Below are 26,449 nucleotides of genomic sequence, written 5' to 3'. Positions count from 1 at the left end.
GTCTGCGACGAACGGTCGCACCGAGCGGCGAATGGTACGGCGAGCGGTCACGAGGCGGTCGACCGGAGTCACTGCGTCCGTTTCAGCGGGGTTCCGGAGGTTCTGCGGCCTTGACCCTTGACTGCGGCTTTACTGCGAGATCAATTCGTATGAACGGATGTTCATCCTACGAATTGGGCGGAGTGCCGACATGACCTCACGCGCCAGACCCGCGGGCGTGGTGGCGCTCGCCGCCCTCCTGCTCGCGGCGACCGGATGCAGCGACGGGAGCGGTCCGGCCGGGGGAGCTCGCAGCCCCGAGGTCACGAGCGGGCGACCGGGATCCCCGCAGCCCGCCGCCCCCTCCGCCGCGCCCGGCGGGGCGTCCGCGCCCGCCGGGTTCACCCTCGTGGCCTCCGGAGACGTCCTCCCGCACGACTCGATCATCCGCCGCGCGGCTCAGGACGCGGTCGGGGGCGGCTACGACTTCACGCCGATGCTCTCCGGGGTGAAGTCGGTCGTCTCCCGCGCCGACCTGGCCATCTGTCACATGGAGACCGTGTACGGGGAGGACGGCGGGCCCTACACCGGCTACCCCGCCTTCACATCGCCGCCCGAGGTCGCGGCCGCGCTCAAGACCACCGGCTACGACTCGTGCTCCACCGCCTCCAACCACACCCTCGACGACGGGGCGGCGGGCCTCGCCCGCACCCTCGACGCGCTGGACCGGGCCGGTGTCCGCCATGCCGGCTCGGCGCGTACGGCCGAGGAGGCGGCGAAGCCCACGCTGCTCACGGCGGGCGGCGCCACCGTGGCCCAGCTGGCCTACACGTACGGCACCAACGGCTATCCGATGCCGGAGGGACAGCCGTGGGCGGTGCGGACACTCGACGAACAGAAGGTGATCGCCGACGCCCGCGCCGCCCGCGCGGCCGGCGCCGACGTGGTCGTGGTCAGCGCCCACTGGGGCAGCGAGTGGCAGACCGAACCCGACGAGCGGCAGCTCACGCTCGGCCGGGCGCTCACCGCCTCACAGAGCGGCGGCCGCCCCGACATCGACCTGATCATCGGAACGCACGCCCATGTCCCGCAGGCGTACGAGAAGGTCAACGGCACCTGGATCGTCTACGGGATGGGTGACCAGATCGCCGGGGACATGATCAACCACGAGGGCGCCTACGACCCCCGCGGCAACCAGGGCACCATCGGCCGCTTCACCTTCGGCCCGCCCAGGACCCCCGGCGGGCGCTGGGAGGTCACCAAGGCCGAGTTCGTCCCCCAGTGGTTCGACACCGGACGCGGCCGGGTGGTCAACCTCGGCGCCGCCGACGGTTCCGACCCACGCCACACCGAGATCCGGGACACCGTCCGGCGCGTGGTGCTCAGCCGCGGCGCGGCCGCGGACGGCCTGGTGATGGGCAGGTAGACCGCCACCGGCCACCCGGGCCGGTCGCGGCCCCGTCACCGCAACGACCGGCCGGTCGCGGCGTGCAGCCCGGGTACGCAGCGGCCGGCGGGTCGCGGCGTGAAGCCGGGGCACCGCAGCGGCCGGTCGGTCACGGTACGACGGTGACCGGCCAGCGGCCCGCCTTCACGAGCCGCACGGCCACGGAGCCCACGAACCGGTGTCCGGCCGACTCGGAGGCGCCCACCACCACGGCGTCCGCCGTCAGCTCCTCCGCCGCCCGGACCAGGCCCGCGTAGGCGTCGCCCCGGAAGGTGTGGAACTCCCACCGCATCCGCCAGAGGTCCTTCACGCGCTCCGCCGACGCACGGATCTCCGCGACAAGCTCCTGGGCGATCTCCTCGGTGGTCCCCGCCATCGGCGCGCCCATGGCGGCCCCCGCCGCGATCACCGGCTGCACGTAGACGAGCGCGAGCAGGGCGTTCTGCCGCCGCGCGAGCCCGGCCGCGTACGCCGCCGCGCGCAGCGAGGAGTCGGATCCGTCGACTCCCGCCATGATCACTTTCGGACCGTCGGTACCGCGTTCGAACCGACCGGGCTGCTGTTCGCTCACCCTTCGAGATTATCGGCTCATCGGGTGCTTTCGACCGGACGGCCGGTGTCGATGAGCCGCGCCGGGCCTCATCCGTATGAACCATTAGTCATGAAAAAGGATCAGATGCCCCATGGTCGCCGTGCGGTGCTTCGGCTTGCCGCTGCCCTCGGTGCCACCGCCACGGTCGGAGTCATCGCGGCGGACCGGCTCGCGGCGCCCGAACGGGCCGGCGGGACCGCCGCGCCTCCGGCTCCGCCCCGCCGGGGTGCGGGACCCGCCGCCGGCCCGCAGGCGCAGGCCGCCCGGCTGCGCCCCAGCTCGTACCGGCTCCAGCCGATGACCGCGTACGCGCCCCCGGCGTTCCGGCGGGCGGTGCCGCCGGTCCGGCAGCGGCCGTTCCTCAGCCTGTCCGGGGTCGGCCGCTCGATGGTGCTCAGCTTCGACGACGGGCCGGACCCCCGCTACACCCCGGGCATCCTGGAGACCCTGCGCCGCTACGACTGCCGGGCCATGTTCTTCGTCTGCGGCGAGATGGCGGTCGAGAACCCGGACCTGCTGCGCGAGATGGCCGCGGACGGACACGTGGTCGGCAACCACTCCTGGTCGCATCCCCTCATCCCCGAACTGCGGCCCTCCCGCATCCGCGACGAGCTCGGCTCCACGAGCGAGGTCGTCGAACGGACCCTGGGGGCGGCCCCGCTCTGGTACCGCGCGCCCTACGGGGCCTGGAACCGCCACTCCTTCGAGATCGGAGCCGAGCTCGGCATGGAGCCGCTCGCCTGGACCGTCGACACCCTGGACTGGAAGGAGCCCGGCACCGACACGATCGTCCGCCGCGTCCTCGACGGCGCCGCGCCCGGCGCCGTCGTCCTCTCCCACGACGCAGGCGGCGACCGCGCCCAGAGCGTGACCGCGCTCCGCCGCTATCTGCCCGAACTCCTCGACGCGGGTTACCACATCACCGTCCCCCGGCGCTGACCGCTCGGGTCCGCGCGGCAGGGGCGGGGCGTGGGCTCGGGCGCGGCCGCGTAACGGGCTCCGGTACGGGAAGGGGTCCTGGAACGGGGAAGGGCCCCGGCACCACCAGGTGCCGGGGCCCTTCCCCGTGTCCCGCTAGCGGGAGCCGACCATCCGCGCGTACACGACGACGTTCCCGTCGTAGCCACGCGCGCGCGTGTAGCCGCCGCCACAGGTGATGACCCGCAGTTCGGGCTCACCGGTGTCGGCGTACACCTGCACGCCCGGGAAGTTGTCCTTCGCGTACACCTCGAGTCCGTAGATCTCGAAGACCGCGACCCGGCCGTCGTATCGCTCGACCTCGATGTGCTGGCCCTTCTCCAGGGAGCCCAGGCCGTAGAAGACCGCGGGGCCCTGCGCGTTGTCGACGTGACCGACGACCACCGCGGTGCCGCGCTGGCCGGGGGAGATGCCGTTCTGGTACCAGCCGGCGAGGTTGGCGTCCTGGGGCGGCGGGGCCGCCACCCAGCCGTCCGGGTCCAGGCCCACGTCCATGATCGGGGCCGCGACCTGGATCGCCGGGATCTTGATCCGGGAGGCGGGGGCGAACGGCAGCGGCTCAAGGCCCTCGGTCGCCGCGTCCTGCGGCGCGACGGGACGCGCCACCGGTCGGGCCGCCGCGGCGGGCTGCGGAGGCCCGAGCGCGACGTCCACTCCGTTGCGCATCATCGCGATCCCGGACAGCATGGCGAGGGCCAGTACGCCCCAGGGGCGGCGTCTCCTGCGCTGGAGGACGCGGAAGTCCTTCGGGGGCATGGTTCTCCCTTCGTGGCGTCGTCAGAACGGTAAGGGCGACCTGACGGGCCGTCGCGCCGGACGGGGCGAACGGGTGGGGGCCACCGCCGGACGGGTGTCGGAGCGCGGGTACGCGGGTACGCCGACGCCCCTCCTGCCGTGCGCGCCCGGGGCAGTGGGGAGCGCGCCCCGGGTGACGGGCAGCCGACAGGTGGGTGACTCGGGGCTGACCCATCCGAGTAATCGTCAGATAAGCGGCTCGATCAGCCCTGACCTGCGGTTCCTCCCCCTTCGGGGGTCCGATTCCGGGCGTGTCGCCTCACCGAGGTGGACCAGTGCCGAAATGCGCAGCTCGCTCTGACTTGTGATGGTTCGTCATGGAAGGCGTACTCGTCGACACTCCCGGAGCACCGCTTTGGGGCGTCTTCCACTGGAGGTTCAACCATGCGTGCTGCACGCACTCTGGCGGTGACCGCCACCGCGATCGCGGCGGTCGGCCTCGCGGCCCCCCTTGCCGCCGCCACCTACGGTCCGGGCAACGTCGTCAGCGGTGGCTCGAACAACACCCCGAGCAACGTCACCGTCAGCCCCTTCGAGGTCCACCCCGGGTCGACGCTCACGATCACCGCCAGGGGCTGCAACCGTGGCGGCACGGTCACGTCCAACGCCTTCCCGGACGCCACCCTCTCGGGCGGCAACGGCGTCTCCACGGCCGTCGCCCGCGTCTACAACAACGCCACTCCCGGCAACTACAACCTGGCCGTCAGGTGCAACGGCGGCTCCAACGTGGTCACGGAGCCGTTCCGGGTCCTCCCGGGCCGCGGCGCCCAGGGCGGTCTCGGCGGCTCGATGGCCCCCACCTCCACGGAGATGGCCGTCGGCGGCAGCCTGGTCGCCGCCGCCGCGCTCGGCGGCGGGCTCTTCATCGTCCGTCGTCGCCGTATGACCGGTGCGGGGGTCTGACCGGTCGAACCTCCCGGTCCGGCCCGCCCTGCCCGTCGCCCCCGAGTCCCTGCCGGGACCCGGGGGCGACGGGCGTCCACGGACGCCCGGCACCGGACCGGCCACGACCGGCCGCTCAGTGACGACGGGTCGCGCCGGACCGGCGACGCACCACGTACACGCCACCGACGGTCGCGGCGAGCACGAGTGCACCTCCGGCGACCAGTTGGAGCGGCTCGACGCCGCCCACCGAACCGCCCAGACCGCCCTGCACCCCGCGCGGGGGAGTGAGGATGGTGGAGCTGATCGTCGGGGTGGCGGTCGGAACGCCGCTGATCGTCAGGGTCGTGGTGTCCGAGATCCCGCCCGTGCAGTTGAACGACACCGTGTACACGGCGCCTCGTCGGGCGTCCGCGTCCACGGTGGCGATGGCCGCCGACCCCGGTGCGATGGTGACGGTGTCGAAGATGCCGGCCGAGGCCGTCGCCGTACTGGCGCAGCCGGGGGCGCTCAGCGTCACCCGGCCGCCCGGCGCGACGACCGAGGGCGACACGACGAAATCGCCCGGTGCCTTCGCCCGTGCCGCTCGCGGGTTCGGTGCGGGAGCACCGTCCGCCGCGACGGCGGTGGGGGCGGCCAGGGCGAGGGCGGCCGCCCCCAGCAGGGCAGTGGTCGCGGCACGTATCGCGCGCATGGTGAATCCTCCGGGTCCCGAGGGGCAGCCGCGGAAAGGGGGTTTCCGCGAAAGACCGTGCGTACACCTCGATGTCCGAAACGCTAGAAGCGCACTACCACAGCCGCGATCCCAGACGTGCGAATGGGGCATGCATGTCCCCCTAGTGGCCCACCCGGCCGTGTCGCCTCACGGTGTGAGCTGCGGAAACAGATCGGTGAACGGCGCGGCGGTGGCCGAGATGCCCCGGCCGAACGGCGCGTCGAAGTCCCAGATGAGGAACAGCAGGAAGGCGATCAGCACGCTGAAGAGTCCGGCGAGCAGCAGTTCGCGCCCGGTCCTGCGGATCTGCAGGGTGAAGATCAGGCCGACCGTCACCAGGGCGCCGATGATCAGGCCGAACCACACCACCCCCGGCATGGTCGCCCCCGCGTTCTGCCCGCGGGCCCCCCGGGCGTCGTCGGCCACCGCCACCTGGTCGACCAGCGGTTGGTACGCCTGTCCCTCGAAGTCGTCGGCGGGCCGGTAGTCGGTGACGCTGCGCCGCACCTTCTCCAGGAGCGCGGTGCCCTCCTCGCTCAGCTCGCCGTTCTCCGCCATGTACGTCCACTCGTCGTTGACCACATAGCCGACATACGCGTCGACATCGGCGCGGATGCGCTCACGGACCGCCTGCGGGTACACCTCGGCACGTGCCGAGATCTCGTGCATCGCCTGTGCCTCCTGCCGCACGGTCTCCTGGGCGGCGCCACGGGCCTCCCAGACACCGGCGATGGCGAGACCGAGGACGATCGCGTAGATCACGCCGATCATCATCGTCATGTATTCGATGACGTCCGGGGTCTCGCTCGGATCGTCGTCCTCCGGGATCCGGCGGTTGTTGATGACGACGATCGTGAGGACGACGGCGCACGCGGCAGCCATCGCAAGGGTGAGAACAAGCCATTCAGACATGGATTCCTCGTGCGGGACTCAGAGGGGCAGAGGGGTCGTTGCGACGGCCGGTCACTTGGACCGGGGGCGCAGGATCGCCGTCGCGAGCACCGCGGGCGCGGTGATCATGAGGGTCGCGGTGACGACCGAGGTGCCGTTCTTCGGCTGGGGGCGCGAGGCGCGGCGGTAGTGGGGCAGCGCGACGGGGCCGGGCGCCGGGGCGCGGGGCCGCACGGTGGGCGGCGGCGTCGGGCTCGGGCTCGGCGGCGGGGGAGGCGGCGCGGGCGCGGGCTCCGGCGGCCTCGTGGTCGGCGGCGCCGGGGCCGGCGGTTCCGGTCGGGGCGCCGGCCTGGCGGTTGGTGGCTTCGGCACGGGCCGGGGTGGACGAGAGGTGGGCGGTGGCGGGGGCGGCTCCGGCTTGGGGGAGGGCGAGGGCGTCGGGGACGGGGAGGGGGACGGCGGTTCGGGTGTCGGCGTCGGCTTCGGTGTGGGGGAGGGCGTGGGCGTCGGCTGGGGCGTGGGCGACGGGCACGGCGGCGGCGGCTCGGTGGGGCAGGGCTTCGGGTGGTGGTGATGGCCGTGCCCGTTGCCCTTTCCCTTGCCGTGGCCCTTGCCGTGGCCCTTCCCGTGGGGGCCCTTGCCCTTCCCTGAGTCGCCGTCACCGCGAGCGTCGACGGGCCCGTCGACGGCGATCGCCACCGCGACGTGGGAACCGCCCGGGCCGGTCGAGGCGTGGGCGCAGGCGTCCGCGGCGGCGGGCACCGGGGTGGCGAGCAGCCACACCAGTCCGAGGGCCGCCAGCGGCCGCGCGAGGAGTGATCCGTACAGAGACACGCCGTCGAGCTTGATCACGGCTGCGGTGGGCCGGGGCGGAAACACCTGGGATTCGCCGGATGGAGCGGATCTTCGGTCGCACTGGTTTGACGTTTCGCCTCACTCGAAGCCGGCCGGGGAGACTCGGCGGGGCTCAATGCCCGTGTATCGCCGGGCGGATGGATTCCGGAAGGCGGCGGACCGGGTCCGTTCCGGCCTCGGATCGATAACTGTCCGGTTGTCGCCCTGTCGGAGGGGAAGGAGAAGGGGGCATCCTGCACCGGCGACCAGACCCCTCCGGCAGCAACAACCGAGGTACGGGCGGGACCTGGGCGTCCACCGCGGGGCGGCCGCACTCGGCCGAAGAGCCGACGCACACTCATATGCACGTGAATTTGCACAGTCGGAAGGCGTGAACTCTTCGTTCCCGAGAGCACGTGCCAATGGCGTGTGACCAAGAACGGACCGCTAATTTCCGTTTCTACTCGCTCTCTCGGCGGGCGATCAGTAGCCTCACCTCGAACACCGGCCGCGAACACATGGCCGCATCCCCCATGGCGACTTGTTGGAGACATTGATGGAGCGTCCCGCCTGGGCTCCGCCTGGTATCGACATTTCGGTGCCGAGCGTGTCCCGTATGTACGACTTCTATCTGGGCGGCTCGCACAATTTCGAAGTGGACCGGGAAGCGGCGCGCAAGGCCATGGAGTTCATGCCTGGCCTGCCCAAGATCATGCAGGCGAACCGTGCCTTCATGCGGCGCGCCGTCCGTCACGCCGTTGACAACGACGTCACCCAGTTCCTGGACATCGGGTCCGGCATACCCACCTTCGGCAATGTGCACGAGGTCGCCCGGACCGCCGACCCCGCGGCCCGCGTCGTCTACGTCGACCACGACCCGGTCGCCGTGGCCCACAGCCGCGCCGTCCTGGAGGGCGACGAGGGCGCCGCCGTCGTCGCCGCGGACCTGCGCAAGCCGGCCGACATCCTCTACAGTCCCGAGGTGTCCCGACTCCTCGACCTGGAGCGGCCGGTGGCGCTGCTCCTCGTCGCCGTCCTGCACTTCCTGGAGGACGAGGACCGGCCGTACGAGGCCGTCACCGAACTGCTCGACGCCCTCGCGCCCGGCAGCCTCCTGGTGCTCACCCACGCCTCGTACGAGGGCATTCCGCTCTCCGAGGAGCAGGCCGGCGGCACCGTCGGGGTATACCGGAACATCCGCAACCCGCTGGTGATGCGTTCCGGTGCCGAGATCACCCGCTTCTTCGAGGGCACCGAACTGATCGAGCCCGGCCTCGTCCCGATGCCCGGCTGGCGTCCGGACAGTCCGGTCGAGGAGGAGGATCCCTACGCCTTCTCCGGTTTCGCAGGGGTGGGGCGCAAGGCGTGAAGGTCCCGTCTCAGCCGTCCGGCGGCGTTGCCGAAGCCGACGGCCCGGAGGACAGACTCAGGCGGTTCGTCACCATCTGGAGCCGTGCCATCTTCCCGGTGACCGCCACCTCGCTGACCCGTGCCGAGTTCGAGGTCCATCTGCTGCCGCTGGCGCGGACCCTGAACGAGGCGCTGCACGCCCGGCCGTTCGACACGGCCCCGGCCCAGCGCACCGGCGCGGCGCTCGTCGCCGCCCACTGCACCGACCCGGACGCCCTCGGCCGCAGCCTCGGGGTCGTGGACTCGTACCTGGTGCTCTACTGCGGTACGGAGTCGGACCTGCCGGCCGAGGAGCTCCGGGCCCGCTGCGCCCGGCTCCAGCACGCGATGGCCACCGGCTACGCCCAGGCCCTGCGCGAGCGGACCCGGGCCGAGCAGGAGGCCATCGCGCGCTCCGCGCTCTCCGCCCGCAGCGCCGCCGAGATCGCCCTGCACGCCACCGAGAGCCGCTTCCGGGCGGTCTTCGACGGGGCGGCGATCGGCATCGGCATCGCCGACCTCGACGGCAACGTCCTGGAGGTCAACGAGACCCTCACCCGGATGTTCGGCGGAATGGAGGGGCCGCTGCGCAGCCGGAACGTCAGCGAGTGGGTCCACCCGGAGGACGGCCCGCACGTCTGGAAGCTGTACGACGAGCTGGTCCGCGGCGACCGTGAGCACTACCGGGTGGAGAAGCCGTACTACCGCGGAGACGGAACGGTTCTCTGGACCAACCTCACCGTCTCGCTCCTCCGCGACGCCGAGGGCAACCCCCAGTACCAGCTGGCCCTCATGGAAGACACCACCGAGCGGCGCCTGCTCCATCTGCGCCTGCGGTACGAGGCCACCCACGACGCGCTGACGGGGCTTCCCAACCGGACCCTGTTCTTCGAGCGCCTGGAGAAGGCCCTCGCGCCCGGCGACAACGCCCGCTTCGGCCTCTGCTACCTGGACCTCGACGGCTTCAAGGTCATCAACGACAGCCTCGGCCACTCCACCGGAGACCGGCTCCTCGTCGAGGTCGCCGACCGGCTGCAGAGCTGCGTCACCGGCGCCGGCGAGATGGTGGCCCGGCTCGGCGGCGACGAGTTCGTCGCCCTCACCACCGGTGCCGCCGGCGAACAGGACGTCACCGAACTCGCCGACCGCATCCTCGCCGCCCTCGCCACCCCCTCCGCATCGACGGCCGCGAACTGACCGTCCGCGGCAGCCTGGGCGTCGTCGAGGGCCCGGCCGGCGAACGCACCCCGGCCGAGGTGCTGCGGAGCGCCGACATCACCATGTACCGGGCCAAGTCCGCCGGCGGCAACCGCTTCGAGCTCGCCGACCCGGAGGCAGACGCCCGCGCCATCACCCGGCACGGCCTCACCACGGCGCTGCCGACCGCGCTGGAACGCGGCGAGTTCTTCATCGAGTACCAGCCGCTCGTCCACCTCGACGACGGCAGCGTGCACGGCGCCGAGGCGCTCGTACGGTGGTGCCATCCGCAGCACGGAGTGCTCGGCCCCGACCGGTTCATCCCGCTCGCCGAGGACACCGGGCTCATCGTGCCGCTCGGCCGCTGGGTGCTCCAGGAGGCCGTGCGTCAGGCCCGCTTCTGGCAGGCCCGGCACGCCGACGGAGGACCGCTGCGGATCAACGTCAACCTCTCCCCGACGCAGCTCCACCATCCGCGCCTGGTCGCCGACACCGTCGACGTCCTGGAACGGTCCGGGCTCGAACCGGGCGCGCTCTGCCTGGAGGTGACCGAATCGGCGCTCATCGGCGCCGACGAGGACCTGCTCAAGCCGCTGCGGCAGCTCGCCGAGATGGGCGTGGACATCGCGCTCGACGACTTCGGCACCGGCTACTCGAACCTGGCCAATCTGCGCCGGCTGCCGGTGAGCGTCCTCAAGCTCGACCGCTCCTTCACCCGGGGCATGCAGCAGCATCCGGTGGACCCGGTCGACCTCAAGATCGTCGAGGGGATCGTCTCCCTGGCGCACAGCCTGGAACTCGCCGTCACCGTCGAGGGCGTGGAGACCGGGGCGCAGGCCCGCCAGCTCCGCGACCTCGGCTGCGACACGGCCCAGGGCTGGTACTACGCCCGCCCCGGCGCCCCGGACCGCATCCACTCGCTGCTCCTGGCGGACGCGGTCTGAGACCCGGACGTACGAAACCGGCCTCCCCGCGCGAAGCGGGGAGGCCGGGAAGAGAGACGGGGGAGGAAAGCGGAGAGGCTATTTCATTGGAGTATGAGAAGGAAGCCTCTCCATGGCCTCGCCCCGGAAAGACCGTAACACTCAGGCGGGCAGCAGGTCGCGCAGATTTTCCGGGGTGAACACCCGCGAGCCGGGGGCGAGACCGTCCGGCCGTTCCAGACCGATGTAGGTGACCGGGGCGTCCGGCACGGTCCGGCCGTCCCACAGGGTCGTCCGCACGCCCGACTCCTCCATCAGCGCCACGAGGTGACCGACCGTCAGGGACGTGCGTCCCATCAGGCCTCGCAGCAGGACCGCGATCGACACCCGGTGCCCCTCGACCTGGTTCGCCGACGGCGTTCCCCTCAGGTACAGGTGCAGCCAGTGCGCGTGCCAGCGGCCCTCGTCGTCCCGGCGGAAGGCGAGCGGCAACGCCACCCGGCCGGGGCCGCGCAGATCCGACTTCATGCGCACCGTACGCGGCTCGAACGGCCGGCCACGCTGCTCGGACTCGCGCAGCATGAAGCCGAAGAAGCCCTCCGCCACCTGGTCGAAGCCCTCACCCGAGAAGACGTGCACCTGCGGCACGATGAACGTGCCCCGTACCGCTCCGAGCCGCAGATCGATGAACTCCGAAGCCCCGTCCGGGGCTTCGGTGATGTCACCCGAGTGCCGGCCCTCGACGTCCGTCAGGGCCGTGTACGACAGCCAGGTCACGGTCGAGTAGTCCGCGTCCAGGACGAGCGCCGACAGATCGAGGTCGGTCGTGTGCCGCGCCTCCCGCCAGTACGTGAAGAAACGCAGCAGCTCCCCCTCGACCGGCGAGACCGAGCCGCGCGGCAGCACGCCGAGCCCCGCCGAGGCCGCCCGTCCGCTCAACGGCAGGGCCACGGCCAGGACGTCCGGGTCGATCAACAGGTGCCCGGAGGAGGGGAGCCGGCGTCGGGTCTCGGCGTCGAGCACCGCGATGAGCCGCTCGCGGTCGCTGTCCTCCAGCGGCGGACGCGTGTCGTCGGCGACCCACGCCTTGCCCTCCCTGTTCACGAAGACCCTGCGCACGCCGCCGCTCCCGCCCGCGCGGTTCTGCAGGTGCTCGCGCACCGACAGGACGACTCGGCTCGACACCTCCGGCGCGGCCCGCTCGACGGCCGCGAGGACCGCCTCCCGCTGCTTGCCCTCCGCCGCGATGCGCAGCAGCCGATCCAGAGCGCGGAACAGCCGGCCCGGGGCGGCGGCCAGCAGCTCCGCAGCGCCCGCGACCTCCCCTCGTTCCAGCAGCTCCTCCACGCGACTGTCGAACGACGGCGCCTTCCGCTCGCCCCGTGCGACGGCGAACACCTCGGCGGCGTACGGCCAGTGCGGGTACTCGTGGGGGTGCAGGCGCTCCCCGAGGCGCTTCCACGCCTCCGCGTGCGCGGACACGTCCGACAGCTTCGCCGGGGACGCGGCCACCACCGCGTCGAGACCCGCCAGCAGGACGCGGCGGTGGGGACGGGACAGCGCCCGGAAACGGGTGGGCTCGCGCAGGGTGACATCGCCGTCCGCGAGGACGCAGGCCAGCCGCAGCACGTCGGTCACGGTGTCGAGCAGCGGCGTCGCGCCCACCCGAAGCCGGGCGTGGTTGACGACGGCGCGGCTCTCCCGGACCGTGATCGTCTCGGGCTGCGGGCCGTCCGCGCAGTGCTCGGCGAGCACGGCCAGATCACGCAGATGCTCCTCGCCGAGTGGCGTCGAGCTGCCGGCCAGGGCCAGATACAGCGCGGTGACCTCGGTGTCCGCGTCCGCGCCGAGGTGCAGCACCGTCAGCCGGTCGCCGGCCGCCGCGATCAGCTCGTCGTGGACGGAGAGCATCTCCTCGTACGTGTGCCGGTAGCGGCCGTACGAGGGGAGGGTCAGCAGGTCGAGGACGCCGGCGCTCAGCTGCTCGACGGTGCGGGCGCGGGTGCCGTCGTCGGCGAGCGCCTCGGCCACGCACGCCCTCCAGAAGTCGAGCGTGTCCGGCACGTTGTCCGGGAAGTCGACGAAGTAGACGTTGTGCCGCACGTGGTCGCCGACGAGTTCACGGACGGTCGCGAGGGTGCGGACGGCGGTCTCGACGACCGTGGGACCGGCCAGCCCGGACAGGCGCTCGACCAGGTCGCCCGACAGCTTGAACCCGGCGGTCATCAGGGCCGCGTCGAACCTGCGCGCGGCGACGGCCCCGTCCCCGGCCGGACCGGCGGGTGAGGGGAGACGGCGGGTGTGCCGGACGACCAGGTGTTCGAGAGCGTGGACCATGGAGGCATGCTCGCAGCCGCCGACGGTCTGTCGCACGCGGATTTACGGGGGTGCGGGAGGGGGGACCGGGGTGAGGGAGGAGCGGCGGGGGCCGGGGCGACGACCCCCTCAGCCGGTGCCCGCCGCCCGGTCCGGGCCGCTCCGCCGCGAGGTCAGCAGCATCCGCTGGAGCTCCCGCGCCGCCCTCGGCGGTGCGACGTCGCTCCGGTGCGCCAGGGCGATGGTCCGGCGCAGGCCCGGCCGGGCCAGGGCGGTCACGCGGAGGTCCCGGCCCGCCCGCGCCGCCACCATCGCGGGGACGACCGCCAGCCCGAGCCCGGCCCGTACGAACCCGAGGACCGCGTCCAGCTCACCGCCCTCGACCGTGAACGCCGGCTCGAAGCCCTCGGCCCGGCAGGCCGCCACGGTCAGTTCCCGCAGGTCGTAGCCGTGCCGGAACATCACGAGCGGCTGGTCCCGCAGGTCGGTGATCCGTACCGGGCGGCGTGGCGCCGGGGCCGAGGCCGAGGAGACGACCACCAGGTCCTCCCGGAGCAGCTCCACCGTCGTCAGGGCCGGTGACGGGCTCGGCAGCGGCAGCACCACCAGCGCCAGGTCGAGGGCCCCGCGGGCCAGCTCCCGTACGAGATCGTGCGAGCCGCCCTCCTCGATGAGGAGCTCGATCCCCGGGTGCAGGTCGTGGAAAGTGCGCAGGACGTCCGGCAGCAGCCCCGTGCACAGGCTCGGCGTCGCGCCGAGCCGTACCCGGCCCCGCTTCAGCTGGGCCAGCTCCTGCACCTCGATCCGGGCCGTCTCCGTGTCGGCGAGGATCCGGCGCGCGAGCGGCAGCAGGGCCTCACCCGCGTCGGTGAGCGTGATGTTCCCCCGGGCTCGGCTGAACAGCTCGGCGCCCAACTCCTGTTCCAGGGCTTTGATCTGCTGGGAGAGCGAGGGCTGCGAGACATGGACGCGTTCGGCGGCCCGGGTGAAGTGACGGGTCTCGGCCACGGCGACGAAGTAGAGGAGCTGCTGGAACTGCATGGTCACCAGGGTAGGCGACCTTCATAGGGTAGGCCTATCGAGATCAGCCGGACCATGTCTTGGACCTCTGGGGCCCTTCGGCCCTAGCGTCGTGAGCATGGCTCTGGCACCCACGAGGGACCGGACGGCGGGCCGCCCGCCGTCCCCCACACCGTCACGCGGATTCCTGTCGTCGACCCTCGGCAAGAAGACGGTCATGGCAGTCAGCGGGCTGCTCATGCTCGGCTATCTCGTCGCCCATGTCGCCGGCAATCTGAAGGTCTTCTTCGGCCCCGAGGAGTTCAACGCCTACGGCCACTGGCTGCGGGTCATGGGCGCCCCCGTCCTGCACCACGAGTGGGCCCTCTGGCTCGTCCGGATCGTGCTCCTCGCCGCCGTCGTGGCCCACGCCGTCTCCGCGTACCAGCTCAGCCGCCGAGACGTGCGGGCCCGCCCCATCGCGTACGTCCACCGCCGCAAGCGCTCCTCGTACGCCACCCGCACCATGCGCTGGGGCGGGATCATCCTCGCCCTCTTCATCGTCTGGCACGTCCTCGACCTGACCACCGGCACCGTCCACCCCGGCGGTTTCGAGGAGGGCAAGCCCTACCAGAACGTCGTCGACACCTTCTCCACCTGGTACGGCAACGTCATCTACATCGTCGCCATGCTCGCCGTCGGCCTCCACGTCCGGCACGGCTTCTGGAGCGCCGCCCAGACCCTCGGCGTCGGCAGCGCCCGCCGCGAGCGCCTCCTGCGAGGCCTCGCCGACACCCTCGCGCTCGTCCTGACCGCGGGCTTCGTCTCCGTCCCCGTCGCCGTCATGACCGGAGTGGTGAGCTGATCCATGACCTCCACCGAATTCGCGGCCTACGCCACCGGTGAGCCGATCACCGACACCAAGGCCCCCGCAGGACCCGTCGCCGAACGCTGGGACACCCGCCGCTTCCAGGCCAGGCTGGTCAACCCCGCCAACCGTCGCAAGCACCGCATCATCGTGGTCGGCACCGGCCTGGCAGGCGGCTCGGCCGGCGCCACCCTCGCCGAACAGGGCTACCACGTCGTCCAGTTCTGCTTCCAGGACTCCCCGCGCCGGGCCCACTCCATCGCCGCCCAGGGCGGCATCAACGCCGCCAAGAACTACCGCAACGACGGCGACTCGATCCACCGTCTCTTCTACGACACCGTCAAGGGCGGCGACTTCCGCGCCCGCGAGTCCAATGTGCACCGGCTCGCCCAGATCTCCGTCGAGATCATCGACCAGTGCGTCGCCCAGGGCGTCCCCTTCGCCCGCGAGTACGGCGGACTCCTCGACACCCGCTCCTTCGGCGGCGTCCAGGTCTCCCGCACCTTCTACGCCCGCGGCCAGACCGGGCAGCAGCTCCTCCTCGGCGCCTACCAGGCGCTGTCCCGGCAGATCGCCGCCGGAAACGTCGAGATGCACGCCCGCACGGAGATGCTCGACCTGGTCGTCGTCGACGGGCGGGCCCGCGGCATCGTCGCCCGCGACCTGATCACCGGCGAGATCTCCACCCACTACGCGGACGCGGTGGTCCTCGCCAGCGGCGGCTACGGCAACGTCTTCTACCTGTCGACGAACGCCATGAACTCCAACGCCACCGCCGTCTGGCGGGCCCATCGGCGCGGCGCGTACTTCGCCAACCCCTGCTTCACCCAGATCCACCCCACCTGTATCCCGCGCACCGGCGACCACCAGTCCAAGCTGACCCTGATGAGCGAGTCGCTCCGCAACGACGGCCGCATCTGGGTCCCCAAGGCCAAGGGCGACACCCGCGCCGCGGCCGACATCCCCGAGGACGAGCGCGACTACTACCTGGAGCGGATCTACCCCTCCTTCGGCAACCTCGTCCCGCGTGACATCGCCTCCCGCGCCGCGAAGAACGTCTGCGACGAGGGCCGCGGCGTCGGCCCCGGCGGGCAGGGCGTCTACCTCGATTTCGCCGACGCGATCCGCCGCATGGGCCGGGCCGCCGTCGAGGAGAAGTACGGGAACCTCTTCGACATGTACGCGCGGATCACCGCCGAGAACCCGTACGAGGTCCCCATGCGGATCTACCCCGCCGTCCACTACACGATGGGCGGACTCTGGGTCGACTACGACCTCCAGACCACCGTCCCCGGGCTCTTCGCCATCGGCGAGGCGAACTTCTCCGACCACGGGGCCAACCGGCTCGGCGCCTCCGCCCTCATGCAGGGCCTCGCCGACGGCTACTTCGTCCTCCCGGCCACCATCAACGACTACCTCGCCCGGCACCCCCACGCGGAGCCCGTCACCGACGACCACCCGGCCGTGAAGGAGGTGCTCGCCGAGACCGAGGACCGGCTGAACCTCCTCCTCGCCGTCGACGGCGACCGCACCCCCGACTCCTTCCACCGCGAACTCGGCGAACTCATGTGGGAGTACTGCGGGATGGCCCGGACGGAAACGGGCCTGCGGACCGCACTGGCCCGCATCCCGGAGATCCGCGAGGAGTTCTGGAGCCGGATCAAGGTCCCCGGAACGGGCCGGGAGTTCAACCAGTCGCTGGAGAAGGCCAACCGCATCGTCGACTACCTGGAACTCGCCGAGCTGATGTGCCTCGACGCGCTCCACCGCGCCGAGTCCTGCGGCGGCCACTTCCGCGAGGAGTCCCAGACGCCCGACGGCGAAGCCGCCCGGCACGACGAGGAGTTCGCGTACGCGGCGGCCTGGGAGTTCGGCGGCACCGGCACGGCCCCCGTCCTCCACAAGGAGGACCTCACCTTCGAGTACGTCCACCCCACCCAGCGGAGCTACGCATGAGGCTCACCCTGCGCGTCTGGCGCCAGCGGAACGCCGACACCCCCGGCGCGATGTCCACCTACGACGTGGACGGGATCTCCGCCGACATGTCGTTCCTGGAGATGCTCGACACCCTCAACGAGGACCTCATCCTGCGCGGCGAGGACCCCGTGGCCTTCGACCACGACTGCCGCGAAGGGATCTGCGGCGCGTGCAGCCTCGTCATCAACGGCGACGCGCACGGGCCGGAGCGGACCACGACCTGCCAGCTCCACATGCGGTCGTTCCACGACGGCGACACGATCGACGTCGAGCCCTGGCGGGCCTCCGCCTTCCCCGTCGTCAAGGACCTGGTCGTCGACCGCTCCGCCTTCGACCGCGTCATCCAGGCCGGCGGCTACATCTCCGCCCCCACGGGCTCGGCCCCCGAGGCGCACGCGACCCCCGTCCCCAAGGCGGACGCGGACTCCGCCTTCGAGCACGCCGAGTGCATCGGCTGCGGCGCGTGCGTGGCGGCCTGCCCCAACGGTTCGGCGATGCTCTTCACCTCCGCCAAGGTCAACCACCTCAACGTGCTGCCCCAGGGCTCCCCGGAACGCGAGACCCGGGTCCTCGACATGGTGGCCCAGATGGACGCGGAGGGCTTCGGCGGATGCACCCTGACGGGGGAGTGCGCGACGGCCTGCCCGAAGGGGATCCCGCTGCCGTCGATCTCCGCCATGAACAAGGAGTGGCTCCGGGCGCGGAGGAAGGTGAAGGGGTAGGGGGCGGGGTCACAGCGGTGTGGCGTACGGGTCGAGGGACGCCCAGCCCTTGAGGGTCTGGACGTAGAGGAGGCCGCCCGCCACGATCACCCCCGCCTCGCTGTTGCCCGCGTCGCTCATCCCCGCGGGCAGCACGAAGCGGGCGGTCAGGGTGTGCCGGGTGAGGTCGACGACGACACCGGCGGTACCGCACACGACGTAGGCCCGCTGACCTGTCACCACCGGGGGAGCGTCGGTCGGCCCGCAGGCGAGGCCGAGCGGCAGCTGCCAGAGCGGGCCGCCCGTGACGCCGTCCAGCTGGGCGAACGAGTGGTCCGGGCGATCGGCCTCGACCACGCCGAACAGGCCGCGCTCGGCGACCGTGAGCGAGGCGATTCCCCGGTTCGCGAGGTCCAGTTCGGCTTCCTTCCGGCCGGACCGCTGTACAAGGTGCCCGTTGCCGCCCATCGCCCAGCAGAAGTAGGCCGGGGGCTGGCCCCCGTCGCGCGGCGGAACCACCGTCAGCCCCCAGGGGAAGCACGGTCGCCGGAGTGCCGTCGTCGCCACGGTCGAGCCGTCCGACGTGCGCAGGCTCAGGACGGTCTGCGCGTCCGAGAGAGGGTCCTTGATGGTGAGGACGTGGACGCGGTCGCCCGAGATCCGCACCCGGGGATACCCGATCCCCTGGACGACTCCGGGGCGCCGCCAGCGCGGATCCCCGGTGGCGGCGTCGACGGAGAACACGGTCCCGTCGAACGTCGCTCCGTAGAAGACTCCGCCGGACGCGGTCAGCCGGCCGACAGTGTCCCCTTTCTCGCGGGTCCACAGCGTGTGTCCGTCGGAGAGGGCCACGGCCCGCAGGCCGCCCGTGGTGGAGACGGCGATCGTCCCGCCGACGACCGCGGGCTCCCACCCCTCCGCGACCGCCGCCGGCACCGACCAGATCGTGCGTCCCGTGGCCGCGTCGACCCGGACGAGCCTTCCCTTCCGCGTCACGTCGTGCGGTGCCGTGCAGACCAGTGACGCGTCGACGAACACACAGCCCTTCAGCTCTGTGCCGACGGCCCACGCCCGCCAGCCCTTCGGACGGCGCCCGGGGGCGTCGGCGTACGCGTGGGTGGTGCCGGGATCACCCCCGTACACCGGGCTGTACGCCGTGCTCGCCGCCAGTACGGAGGCGTCCGGCACCCGTGCCTGTGGCGTGCGGGATGCCGGGGAGGTGACAGGGGCCGACGGCCCGCCGCTGCCCGCGGCGTCCGGTGCGGTCATGTCCCGCCACCCCATGTACGCGCCCGTCCCCGCGACGAGGGCGACCACCGTCGCCAGGGCCACCAGGGCCTGCCGACGGGGCCGGAACCGGGGACGGCGGGCCTGCTCGGTGGGCGAGGGCGGGTGCGGCCCGGCCACCGTCGGAAGGGGTGGGCGGCGGCCCCACTCGATCTCCGGCACCGTGCGGAACGCCGTCAGCAGGTCGTCGGGGCCCGGACGTTCCGCCGGGTCCTTCGTCAGGCACCACTGGACGATCTCCCGGACGGTGCCGGAGAGTTCCGCCACCTCCGGCGGCTCGTGGACCACGTTGTACGCCGTCATGTACGGGCTTCCGCCGTCGAACGGTCCTTTGCCCGTCGTCGCGTAGCAGAGGACCGCGCCCAGGGAGAAGACGTCCGTCGCCGAGGTCACCCGGTGCGGGGCGGAGAGCTGTTCGGGGGACATGAACGGAGGTGTGCCGAGGATGCGGCCGGTGACCGTCATGGTGCGGTGATCGGGCGCCCGGGAGATGCCGAAGTCGATGACCCGGGGGCCGTCGTCCGTGAGCAGGACGTTGTCGGGCTTGAGGTCACGGTGGATCACGCGCACCTGGTGCATCTCGCGGAGCGCCTCGACCAGGCCCACCGCGAGGACGCGCAACTCCGTCCCGGAGAGGGGCCCTTCGGAGTCGACGCGGTCGCGGAGCGTCCGCCCGGGGACGTATGTCGTCGCCATCCACGGCCGTGCGGCGTCGGGGTCAGCGTCGACGACCGGTGCGGTGAACGCGCCGCTGACCCGGCGCGCCGCCCGAATCTCCTGGCGGAAGCGCGTGCGGAACTCCGGGTCGGCGGCGAACTGTTCGTGCACGATCTTCAACGCGACGGGCCGCCCCGAGTCCGCCTGCGCCAGGAAGACGGTTCCCATCCCGCCGGCTCCCAGCCGGTCGTGGAGCGCGTACCCGCCGATCCGGCGTGGGTCGTTGTCCCGTAATGCCACGTCGTCCCCGTCCCCCGGCCTCGTGTGCGAGAGAGCGTACCGGGCGGCGGAGTCCGGATCAGGACAGTCTTGGGGCGTGGGCTCCGCCACACGGTGCACCCCGCATCGAAAGATCATTCACAGAATGATCACTTTCTCCGTAAGATCTTCGCTCAGGGGTGCTGTCCGCCCTCCGGACAGCAAGATCAACTCTGTTCAACTCTGTACATTGTGTGGCGAGTTGTCCACTTCGCAGCCAACCGGCTTCCGGTGATTTCCGCCCCGCCCACCCTCCCGGGTACTGATGGGCTCTGCCGGGGGCATATGACCAAACCCCCGGTCGCACAGACCATTTGGGGGTTTCATGTCCAGCATCACCCGCCGCCGGGTTCTCGGCGTCGCGGCCGGAGCCGCAGGGGCCGCCGCGAGCCTCGCCCTGGCCGGTTCCGCCGTCGCCGACGGTCCCCGAACCGCCGCTCCCGCGGCCGGCCCGGCCCCGGCGTCCTTCGACGAGGTCTACCAGGGCCGCCGCATCAAGGGCGGGCCCGCGCACGGGGGAGGCCACCACGGGGGGCACCACGGAGGCGGCTACTCCGTGACGATCGACGGCGAAGAGCTGCACGTCATGCAGAACGCCGACGGCACCTGGATCAGCGTGATCAACCACTACGAGCCCGTCGCCACGCCCAAATCGCTGGCCCGCGCGGCCGTCCGCGAACTCCAGGGCGCCCCGCTCGTCCCCCTCACCCTCGGCTGATCGATCCAGGAACGGCACCCGTCATGACCGTACGCAAGAACCAGGCCACCCTCACCGCCGACGAGAAGCGGCGCTTCGTCAACGCCCTCCTGGAGCTCAAGCGCTCCGGGCGGTACGACGCCTTCGTCACCACGCACAACGCCTTCATCATGAGCGACACCGACAACGGCGACCGCGTCGGTCACCGGTCGCCGTCGTTCCTGCCCTGGCACCGGCGCTTCCTCATCGAGTTCGAGCAGGCACTGCAGTCCGTCGACCCGACCGTCAACCTCCCCTACTGGGACTGGACGGCCGACCGCACCTCCCGCTCCTCGCTGTGGGCGCCCGACTTCCTCGGCGGCACCGGGCGCGCCCGCGACGGCCAGGTACTCGACGGTGCGTTCGCCCGCAGCGGCAACCGCTGGACGATCACCGTCCGCGTCGACGGCCGCGACTACCTGCGGCGCGACCTCGGCGCGGGCGGCCGCCAGCTTCCCACCCGCGCCGAGGTGGACTCCGTCCTCGCCATGGAGACCTATGACACCGCCCCGTGGAACAGCTCGTCGGACGGCTTCCGCAACCACCTCGAAGGGTGGCGCGGTGTGAACCTCCACAACCGTGTCCACGTCTGGGTCGGCGGTCAGATGGGCACCGGGGTCTCCCCGAACGACCCCGTGTTCTGGCTGCACCACGCCTTCATCGACAAGCTGTGGGCCGACTGGCAGGCCCGCCACCCCCGGTCCCCGTACCTGCCGGCCGCGGGCACCGCGAACGTCGTCGACCTCGGCGACACCATGCGCCCGTGGAACGACGTGACCCCGGCGGACATGCTGGACCACACCCGCCACTACACCTTCGACACGGCGGCCTGACTCCGTCGGATCAGGACCCGGACCCGGACCTGGACCCGGGCTCCGGCTCCGGCGGCCGCACCCCCGCGGACCCCGGCTCCGTCGGCCCGATCCCGCCGGACGGACATCAACTCCGTCCGGCGGGCCCCAGGGCCCGGAGCAGATACGGCGCGGTGCGGCTCTCCGCCGTCCGTGCCACCCGGTCCGGGGGACCCGAGGCCACGATCCGGCCGCCCTCGTCGCCGCCGCCCGGGCCGAGGTCGACCACCCAGTCCGCGGTGGCGACCACGTCCATGTCGTGCTCGACGACGATCACCGAGTGACCGGCGTCCACAAGACCGTGGAGCTGCCGCATCAGGACCTCGACGTCGGCCGGGTGCAGCCCCGTCGTCGGCTCGTCCAGGACGTACAGGGTGGGGGAGCGGTGCGGCCGCTGGAGCTCGGACGCGAGCTTGATGCGCTGTGCCTCGCCCCCGGACAGCTCCGTCGCGGGCTGCCCGAGCCGCAGATAGCCGAGACCCACGTCGAGCAGGGCGCGCAGGCTCCGCGCGGCGGCGGGCGTGCCCTCGAAGAACACGGCGGCGGACTCGACGGTGAGATCGAGGACCTCCGCGATGGTGAGGCCCCGCAGACGCACCTGGAGGGTCTCGGGGTTGTAGCGGGCGCCGTGGCAGTCGGGACAGGGCGCGTACGTACTGGGCAGGAAGAGCAGCTCGACCGAGACGAATCCCTCGCCCTGGCAGGTCTCGCACCGGCCACCGGGAACGTTGAAGGAGAAGCGGCCCGCCCTGTAGCCGCGGGCCCGCGCCTCCGCGGTCTCCGTGAACAGCTTGCGCACCACGTCGAACAGGCCCGTGTACGTGGCCAGGTTGGAGCGAGGGGTGCGCCCGATGGGCCGCTGATCCACCGTCACCAGCCTTTCGACCCCGGAAAGTTCCTCGGTGAGCGCGCTCACGAGCGTCGACTTGCCCGAACCCGAGACGCCGGTGACCGCCGTCAGCACCCCGACGGGGAAGGCCGCGTCGACCGCCCGCAGATTGTGCCGGGTCACCGGGCCCGTCCGCAGCCAGCCGGCCGGTGCGCGCACCGCCCGCGCGGGTCCGGGCTCCCGGTCGAAGAGGAAACGGCGGGTCGCGGACGCCTCGACGTCCGCGAGTTCACCCGGCGGTCCGCTGTGCAGGACCCGTCCGCCGTGCACCCCGGCGAGCGGTCCGACGTCCACGAGCCAGTCGGCGTGCCGGATCACGTCGAGGTGGTGCTCGACGACGAAGACGGAGTTCCCGGCGGCCTTGAGCCGGTCGAGCACCACGAGCAGGGCCTCCGTGTCGGCCGGGTGCAGGCCGGCGGACGGCTCGTCCAGGACGTACACCACGCCGAAGAGCCCCGAGCGCAGCTGGGTGGCGAGCCGCAGCCGCTGGAGCTCGCCGTTGGAGAGGGTGGGGGTGGCCCGGTCCAGACTGAGATAGCCGAGGCCGAGCTCGGTCACGGTCGCGATCCGGGCGACGAGGTCGCCGGTCAGGACGCGCGCGGTCTCCCCGTCCTCCGCCGCCGTGGTGGCGAGCAGCCCGGCCAGTACCGTCAGCGGCAGCGACGCCAGGTCGGCGATGGTCCGGTCGGCGAACCTCACCGCGAGCGCCTCCGGCCGCAGCCGGCCGCCGCCGCAGACCGGGCAGGGCGCGCTGGTGAGGAAGCGCTCGGCCTTCGCCCGCAGCGTCGGGCTCTTCGAGTCGGAGAAGGTCCGCAGGACGTAGCGCCGGGCGCTCATGTACGTGCCCTGGTAGGGGCGTTGGATGCGGTCGGCGTCCCGTACCGGGTGGACCGTGACGACCGGCTGCTCATCGGTGAAGAGGATCCAATCCCGGTCCTTCGCGTCGAGCTCGCGCCACGGCCGGTCGACGTCGTACCCGAGCGTGTCGAGGACGTCCCGCAGGTTCTTTCCCTGCCAGGCACCCGGCCAGGCGGCGATGGCACCCTGACGGATCGACAGCTCCGGCTCGGGTACGAGGAGTTCCTCGCTCGTGTCGTGGATGCGGCCGAGGCCTTGACACGAAGGGCAGGCGCCCGCAGCCGTGTTGGGGGAGAAGGCGTCGGAGTCGAGGCGTTCCGCCCCCTCCGGATAGCGGCCCGCCCGGGAGAACAGCATGCGGAGGGAGTTGGAGAGGGTGGTGACCGTACCGACCGAGGAGCGGGCGTTCGGGGAGGACCGGCGCTGCTCCAGGGAGACCGCGGGCGGGAGCCCGGTGATCTCACCGACCGCGGGCGCCCCCACCTGATGGATCAGCCGCCGTGCGTACGGCGCCACCGACTCGAAGTAGCGCCGCTGCGCCTCCGCGTAGATCGTGCCGAAGGCCAGGGACGACTTGCCGGATCCGGAGACCCCGGTGAAGACGACGAGCGCGTCGCGGGGGATGTCGACGTCCACTCCGGCGAGGTTGTGCTCACGGGCGCCGCGGACACGGACGTACGGATCATGGTGGCTTTCGGGCATAACGTGATTTTATCCTTGGAGTCGCTTCCGTCCTGGTCGGGGCAGGGGCAGTGCGCGGCGGGGGCGGCGCGCGGAGGTGCCGGAGCGGCGCCGGGTGGAGGTGCCGGGCGGCGGCGCCCGACGGAGGCGCCGCGAGCGCCGGTGGTGTCAGGCGGGCAGCGACCGCCGCGCCCGCGGCGTGAGGCCGACCGCCCTCGCGAGCCGCCGGTACGACTCGCTCAGCGCCGCCCTGTCGTACGTGCTGGTGGTGACCAGGACCTCCTGCGCCCCGGTCTCCTTCACCGCCCCCTCCAGCGCCCCTGCCACCTGCTCCTCCGTGCCGTACAGGTGGCCGCTCAGCCCCGACTCGTAGAAACCGCGCTGCTTCTCCGTCATCGGGAGCTCCTCGATCGCCTCGGGCGCGACGAGCGGTGGGAAGACGCCCCGCGTCCGGGAGTGGGCGAGCGACCAGGCCTCGGGCATCAGCAGCCGCCGGGCCTCCGCCTCCGTCTCCGCCACCGCGACCGTCCCGGCGATCACCACGTACGGCTCGGCGGACCACGAGGAGGGCCGGAACCCGGAGCGGTACGTCTCGACGGCGGCGAGCAGCCGGTCACGGCCGCGGAGGTCGCCGATGACCAGCGGCAGTCCGGCCGCCGCGGCGATCGACGCGCCCTCGCCGGTCGCCAGGACGAAGGGCGGCACCCGCAGCCCCTCGGCGGGTCGGGCGTGCACCTGCGGGTGAGCCGTCTGGTCGCCGGTGAACCACCCGAGCAGCTCGCCGAGCTGCTCCCCGAAGCGGTCGGCGTCGTCCTTGTCCCGCCCGAGCGCCCGGCGGATGCCGTCGGTGAACCCGACCGAGCGGCCGACGCCCATGTCGATCCGGCCGGGGAAGAGGGCCTCCAGGACACCGAACTGCTCCGCCACGACCATGGGTTGGTGGTTGGGGAGCATCACCCCGCCCGTGCCGACCCGGATGCCCGTCGTGGCGGCGGCCACGGCGGCCGCGAGGACCGTCGGCGCGGAACCGGCGACCCAGGGCACGCTGTGGTGCTCCGACACCCAGAAGCGGTGGTAGCCGAGGGCCTCCACCTCCTGGGCGAGGCGCACGGTGTCCCGCAGTGCCTGGGGGGCGTCCTCGCCCTCCCGGGTGCGGGAGCGGTCGAGGACCGAGAAGCGGACGTCGCCGGGAAAGGTGCTCACAAGGGGTTCAACACTCGGGACGGGGAGGGATTCCCGTATCGCGCTCTTGATCCACAGCGCCGGGGTGCGGCCTGCGCCCACCTTCTAGGCTGGGCCGCGTGACAGCCGACAACCACCGGCCCCTGGCCGTCTTCGACCTCGACAACACGCTCGCCGCGACCGCCCACCGTCAGCACTTCCTGGAGCGGCGCCCCAAGGACTGGGACGCCTTCTTCGCGGCGGCGCCCGACGATCCGCCGCTGGACGAGGGGATCGCGCTGTGCCGCGAGGCGGCCGAGGAGTGCGACGTCGTCTACCTGACCGGACGCCCGGAGCGCTGCCGCCGGGACACCCTGACCTGGCTGGCCGCGCAGGGGCTCCCGGAAGGCCCGGTCCACATGCGCCGCAACCGGGACTTCCGCCCGGCCCGGGTGACCAAGGTGGAGATCCTGCGGCGGCTGGGCGCCGACCGCGCCATCAGGATGCTCGTCGACGACGATCTGCTGGTCTGCGACGCGGCCGAGGGGGCCGGATTCCCCGTCGTACGCGCCCGGTGGGCGACCCCGTCCGAGGAATTGAGGGACGCCCAGGAGAAGGAGGGCCGGACCTGATGAGCGCGGAGGGGTTCACGTCGGCACCGGTGGTGGTCCGGATGGAGGCCTACGACCGGTCCGAGATCTTCGGGGAAGCCGCCGACCCGTTCGGGGTGGATGAATGGGGTCTGGTCTGGCTGCCCAAGGAGTACCACTTCGGGATCAGGTCGGAGGGCCGGCTCCTCGCCCACGCGGGGCTCCTCGTCCTGCCCCTGTCGGTCGGCGGCAGCCGGATGGACGTGGTGGGCCTCGGAGGGGTCGCCGTCGCCTCGGACCGGCGGGGCCGCGGGCTCGCCGCACGGGTGGTGGGCGGAGCGCTTGAGCACGCGCGAACGCTGGGGCCCGAGTTCGCGCTGCTGTTCTGTCGCCCGGACGTCTCCGGCCTCTACGCCCGGCTCGGCTGGAACGAGGTGGTCGGCGACGTGGAGGTGGAACAGCCCGACGGTCCGGTGACGATGCCTCTGCGGACGATGTGGTTCCCGCTCCGGAGGGGGAGCCGGTGGCCCGAGGGGCCGGTCCGGCTGCATTCCCGTCCGATGTGACACGGAGGTGACGCGGACGCGACGCGGGAGCGTGCTCCGTCTCGACTCGCGGCGGTCTCCGGTTCCGTGCAGTGTGGATGGAGTCGTCATGCGTAAGGAGAGGCCGCCATGGGAGATCACGTCTACCGCGTCACGGAGATCGTCGGGTCGTCCTCGGAAGGCGTGGACACCGCCATCCGGAACGGGATCACCCGCGCCTGCGAAACGCTGCGCTCGGTCGACTGGTTCGAGGTCACGGAGGTCCGCGGCCATGTCGAGGACGGGCAGGTCGCCCATTTCCAGGTGGGTATGAAGGTCGGCTTCCGCCTGGAGGAGCCGAGCTAGGGCCTGATCTGCCGGACAGGCCCCGCGGGCCTGTCCTTCGCAACGCTC

Annotated in this window: 22 protein-coding genes and 1 pseudogene; 13 read left to right on the top strand and 10 right to left on the bottom strand. The window is 72.3% G+C overall.

Annotation, left to right across the window (positions count from 1 at the left end):
* Positions 1-190: 190 nt before the first annotated feature.
* A complete protein-coding gene (locus tag IF00_RS0101365) occupies positions 191-1,405 on the top strand; it encodes a CapA family protein (RefSeq protein WP_030313223.1) in 1,215 nt (404 codons plus the stop codon).
* Positions 1,406-1,535: 130 nt separating this feature from the next.
* On the opposite strand, the gene IF00_RS0101360 is transcribed toward IF00_RS0101365, so the two are convergent.
* Complete coding sequence (locus IF00_RS0101360; protein ID WP_030313221.1) at positions 1,536-1,997, bottom strand: universal stress protein; 462 nt, start codon at positions 1,995-1,997, stop codon at positions 1,536-1,538.
* 105 nt (positions 1,998-2,102) lie between these two features.
* Between IF00_RS0101360 and IF00_RS0101355 the strand changes: the two genes are divergently transcribed.
* Positions 2,103-2,957, top strand: coding sequence for a polysaccharide deacetylase family protein (locus IF00_RS0101355; RefSeq protein ID WP_245234390.1), 855 nt, complete (start codon positions 2,103-2,105; stop codon positions 2,955-2,957).
* Between the two features lie 135 nt (positions 2,958-3,092).
* On the opposite strand, the gene IF00_RS0101350 is transcribed toward IF00_RS0101355, so the two are convergent.
* Positions 3,093-3,752, bottom strand: coding sequence for a class F sortase (locus IF00_RS0101350; RefSeq protein WP_030313217.1), 660 nt, complete (start codon positions 3,750-3,752; stop codon positions 3,093-3,095).
* A 423-nt stretch (positions 3,753-4,175) separates the two neighbouring features.
* Here IF00_RS0101350 and IF00_RS0101345 point away from each other — a divergent pair, with 423 nt between their 5' ends.
* On the top strand, positions 4,176-4,694 hold the full coding sequence (locus IF00_RS0101345; protein ID WP_030313215.1) for a hypothetical protein: 519 nt from the start codon (positions 4,176-4,178) through the stop codon (positions 4,692-4,694).
* 115 nt (positions 4,695-4,809) lie between these two features.
* On the opposite strand, the gene IF00_RS0101340 is transcribed toward IF00_RS0101345, so the two are convergent.
* The 3 genes from IF00_RS0101340 to IF00_RS45510 all read right to left on the bottom strand — a co-directional run bounded on the left by IF00_RS0101340 (position 4,810) and on the right by IF00_RS45510 (position 7,113).
* Positions 4,810-5,367 carry a hypothetical protein gene (locus tag IF00_RS0101340; RefSeq protein ID WP_030313213.1) on the bottom strand — a complete coding sequence of 186 codons (558 nt, stop codon included), beginning with the start codon at positions 5,365-5,367 and terminating at the stop codon, positions 4,810-4,812.
* 168 nt (positions 5,368-5,535) lie between these two features.
* Positions 5,536-6,300 carry a bestrophin-like domain gene (locus IF00_RS0101335; RefSeq protein WP_030313211.1) on the bottom strand — a complete coding sequence of 255 codons (765 nt, stop codon included), beginning with the start codon at positions 6,298-6,300 and terminating at the stop codon, positions 5,536-5,538.
* A 51-nt stretch (positions 6,301-6,351) separates the two neighbouring features.
* Complete coding sequence (locus IF00_RS45510; RefSeq protein ID WP_209439722.1) at positions 6,352-7,113, bottom strand: hypothetical protein; 762 nt, start codon at positions 7,111-7,113, stop codon at positions 6,352-6,354.
* 556 nt (positions 7,114-7,669) lie between these two features.
* Between IF00_RS45510 and IF00_RS0101320 the strand changes: the two genes are divergently transcribed.
* Both IF00_RS0101320 and IF00_RS40830 read left to right on the top strand, forming a co-directional pair.
* Positions 7,670-8,482 carry an SAM-dependent methyltransferase gene (locus tag IF00_RS0101320; RefSeq protein ID WP_030313207.1) on the top strand — a complete coding sequence of 271 codons (813 nt, stop codon included), beginning with the start codon at positions 7,670-7,672 and terminating at the stop codon, positions 8,480-8,482.
* Positions 8,479-10,643 (top strand): annotated as a pseudogene (locus IF00_RS40830) (putative bifunctional diguanylate cyclase/phosphodiesterase). Before IF00_RS0101320 ends, IF00_RS40830 begins: the two are co-directional and overlap by 4 nt.
* Before the next feature lie 141 nt (positions 10,644-10,784).
* On the opposite strand, the gene IF00_RS0101310 reads toward IF00_RS40830, so the two are convergent.
* Together IF00_RS0101310 and IF00_RS0101305 are read right to left on the bottom strand one after the other, a co-directional pair.
* Positions 10,785-12,959 (bottom strand): TerD family protein, encoded by a 2,175-nt coding sequence (locus IF00_RS0101310; RefSeq protein WP_030313205.1) that lies wholly within the window; start codon positions 12,957-12,959, stop codon positions 10,785-10,787.
* A gap of 108 nt (positions 12,960-13,067) precedes the next feature.
* Positions 13,068-13,979, bottom strand: a complete 912-nt coding sequence (locus IF00_RS0101305) for a LysR family transcriptional regulator (protein ID WP_030313203.1) — start codon at positions 13,977-13,979, stop codon at positions 13,068-13,070.
* A 97-nt stretch (positions 13,980-14,076) separates the two neighbouring features.
* Between IF00_RS0101305 and IF00_RS0101300 the strand changes: the two genes are divergently transcribed.
* Genes IF00_RS0101300 through IF00_RS0101290 form a run of 3 tightly spaced genes read left to right on the top strand, consistent with a single transcriptional unit; the run spans position 14,077 to position 17,504 of the window.
* Entirely contained in the window at positions 14,077-14,802 is a 726-nt protein-coding gene (locus tag IF00_RS0101300; RefSeq protein ID WP_078944486.1) for a succinate dehydrogenase, read from the top strand.
* Positions 14,803-14,805: 3 nt separating this feature from the next.
* A complete protein-coding gene (locus IF00_RS0101295) occupies positions 14,806-16,761 on the top strand; it encodes a fumarate reductase/succinate dehydrogenase flavoprotein subunit (RefSeq protein WP_030313201.1) in 1,956 nt (651 codons plus the stop codon).
* A complete protein-coding gene (locus IF00_RS0101290; RefSeq protein ID WP_030313200.1) occupies positions 16,758-17,504 on the top strand; it encodes a succinate dehydrogenase/fumarate reductase iron-sulfur subunit in 747 nt (248 codons plus the stop codon). Before IF00_RS0101295 ends, IF00_RS0101290 begins: the two co-directional genes overlap by 4 nt.
* Positions 17,505-17,513: 9 nt before the next feature.
* On the opposite strand, the gene IF00_RS46670 is transcribed toward IF00_RS0101290, so the two are convergent.
* Positions 17,514-19,727, bottom strand: a complete 2,214-nt coding sequence (locus tag IF00_RS46670) for a protein kinase domain-containing protein (protein ID WP_245234389.1) — start codon at positions 19,725-19,727, stop codon at positions 17,514-17,516.
* Positions 19,728-20,070: 343 nt separating this feature from the next.
* On the opposite strand from IF00_RS46670, the gene melC1 reads away from it, so the two are divergent.
* Complete coding sequence (melC1, locus tag IF00_RS0101280) at positions 20,071-20,463, top strand: apotyrosinase chaperone MelC1 (RefSeq protein ID WP_030313197.1); 393 nt, start codon at positions 20,071-20,073, stop codon at positions 20,461-20,463.
* Between the two features lie 23 nt (positions 20,464-20,486).
* Positions 20,487-21,314 (top strand): tyrosinase MelC2, encoded by an 828-nt coding sequence (melC2, locus tag IF00_RS0101275; protein ID WP_030313196.1) that lies wholly within the window; start codon positions 20,487-20,489, stop codon positions 21,312-21,314.
* A gap of 106 nt (positions 21,315-21,420) precedes the next feature.
* Here melC2 and IF00_RS0101265 read toward each other — a convergent pair whose 3' ends face one another.
* Positions 21,421-23,781, bottom strand: coding sequence for an ATP-binding cassette domain-containing protein (locus tag IF00_RS0101265; protein WP_030313195.1), 2,361 nt, complete (start codon positions 23,779-23,781; stop codon positions 21,421-21,423).
* 147 nt (positions 23,782-23,928) lie between these two features.
* On the bottom strand, positions 23,929-24,963 hold the full coding sequence (locus IF00_RS0101260) for an LLM class flavin-dependent oxidoreductase (protein ID WP_037637315.1): 1,035 nt from the start codon (positions 24,961-24,963) through the stop codon (positions 23,929-23,931).
* A gap of 98 nt (positions 24,964-25,061) precedes the next feature.
* Between IF00_RS0101260 and IF00_RS0101255 the strand changes: the two genes are divergently transcribed.
* The 3 genes from IF00_RS0101255 (at position 25,062) to IF00_RS0101245 (ending at position 26,401) form a co-directional block, all read left to right on the top strand.
* Positions 25,062-25,553: a phosphatase domain-containing protein gene (locus tag IF00_RS0101255; RefSeq protein ID WP_030313193.1), complete on the top strand. Its 492-nt coding sequence runs from the start codon at positions 25,062-25,064 to the stop codon at positions 25,551-25,553.
* On the top strand, positions 25,553-26,077 hold the full coding sequence (locus tag IF00_RS0101250; RefSeq protein WP_030313192.1) for a GNAT family N-acetyltransferase: 525 nt from the start codon (positions 25,553-25,555) through the stop codon (positions 26,075-26,077). Before IF00_RS0101255 ends, IF00_RS0101250 begins: the two co-directional genes overlap by 1 nt.
* Positions 26,078-26,185: 108 nt before the next feature.
* Entirely contained in the window at positions 26,186-26,401 is a 216-nt protein-coding gene (locus IF00_RS0101245; protein ID WP_030313191.1) for a dodecin, read from the top strand.
* Positions 26,402-26,449: the final 48 nt, after the last annotated feature.

Origin of the sequence: Streptomyces flavochromogenes (genome assembly GCF_000717595.1) — a bacterium.
Taxonomy (GTDB): domain Bacteria; phylum Actinomycetota; class Actinomycetes; order Streptomycetales; family Streptomycetaceae; genus Streptomyces; species Streptomyces flavochromogenes.
The sequence above is the reverse complement of the archived record's forward strand: the minus strand, read 5'-3'. Positions and strand labels throughout refer to the sequence as shown.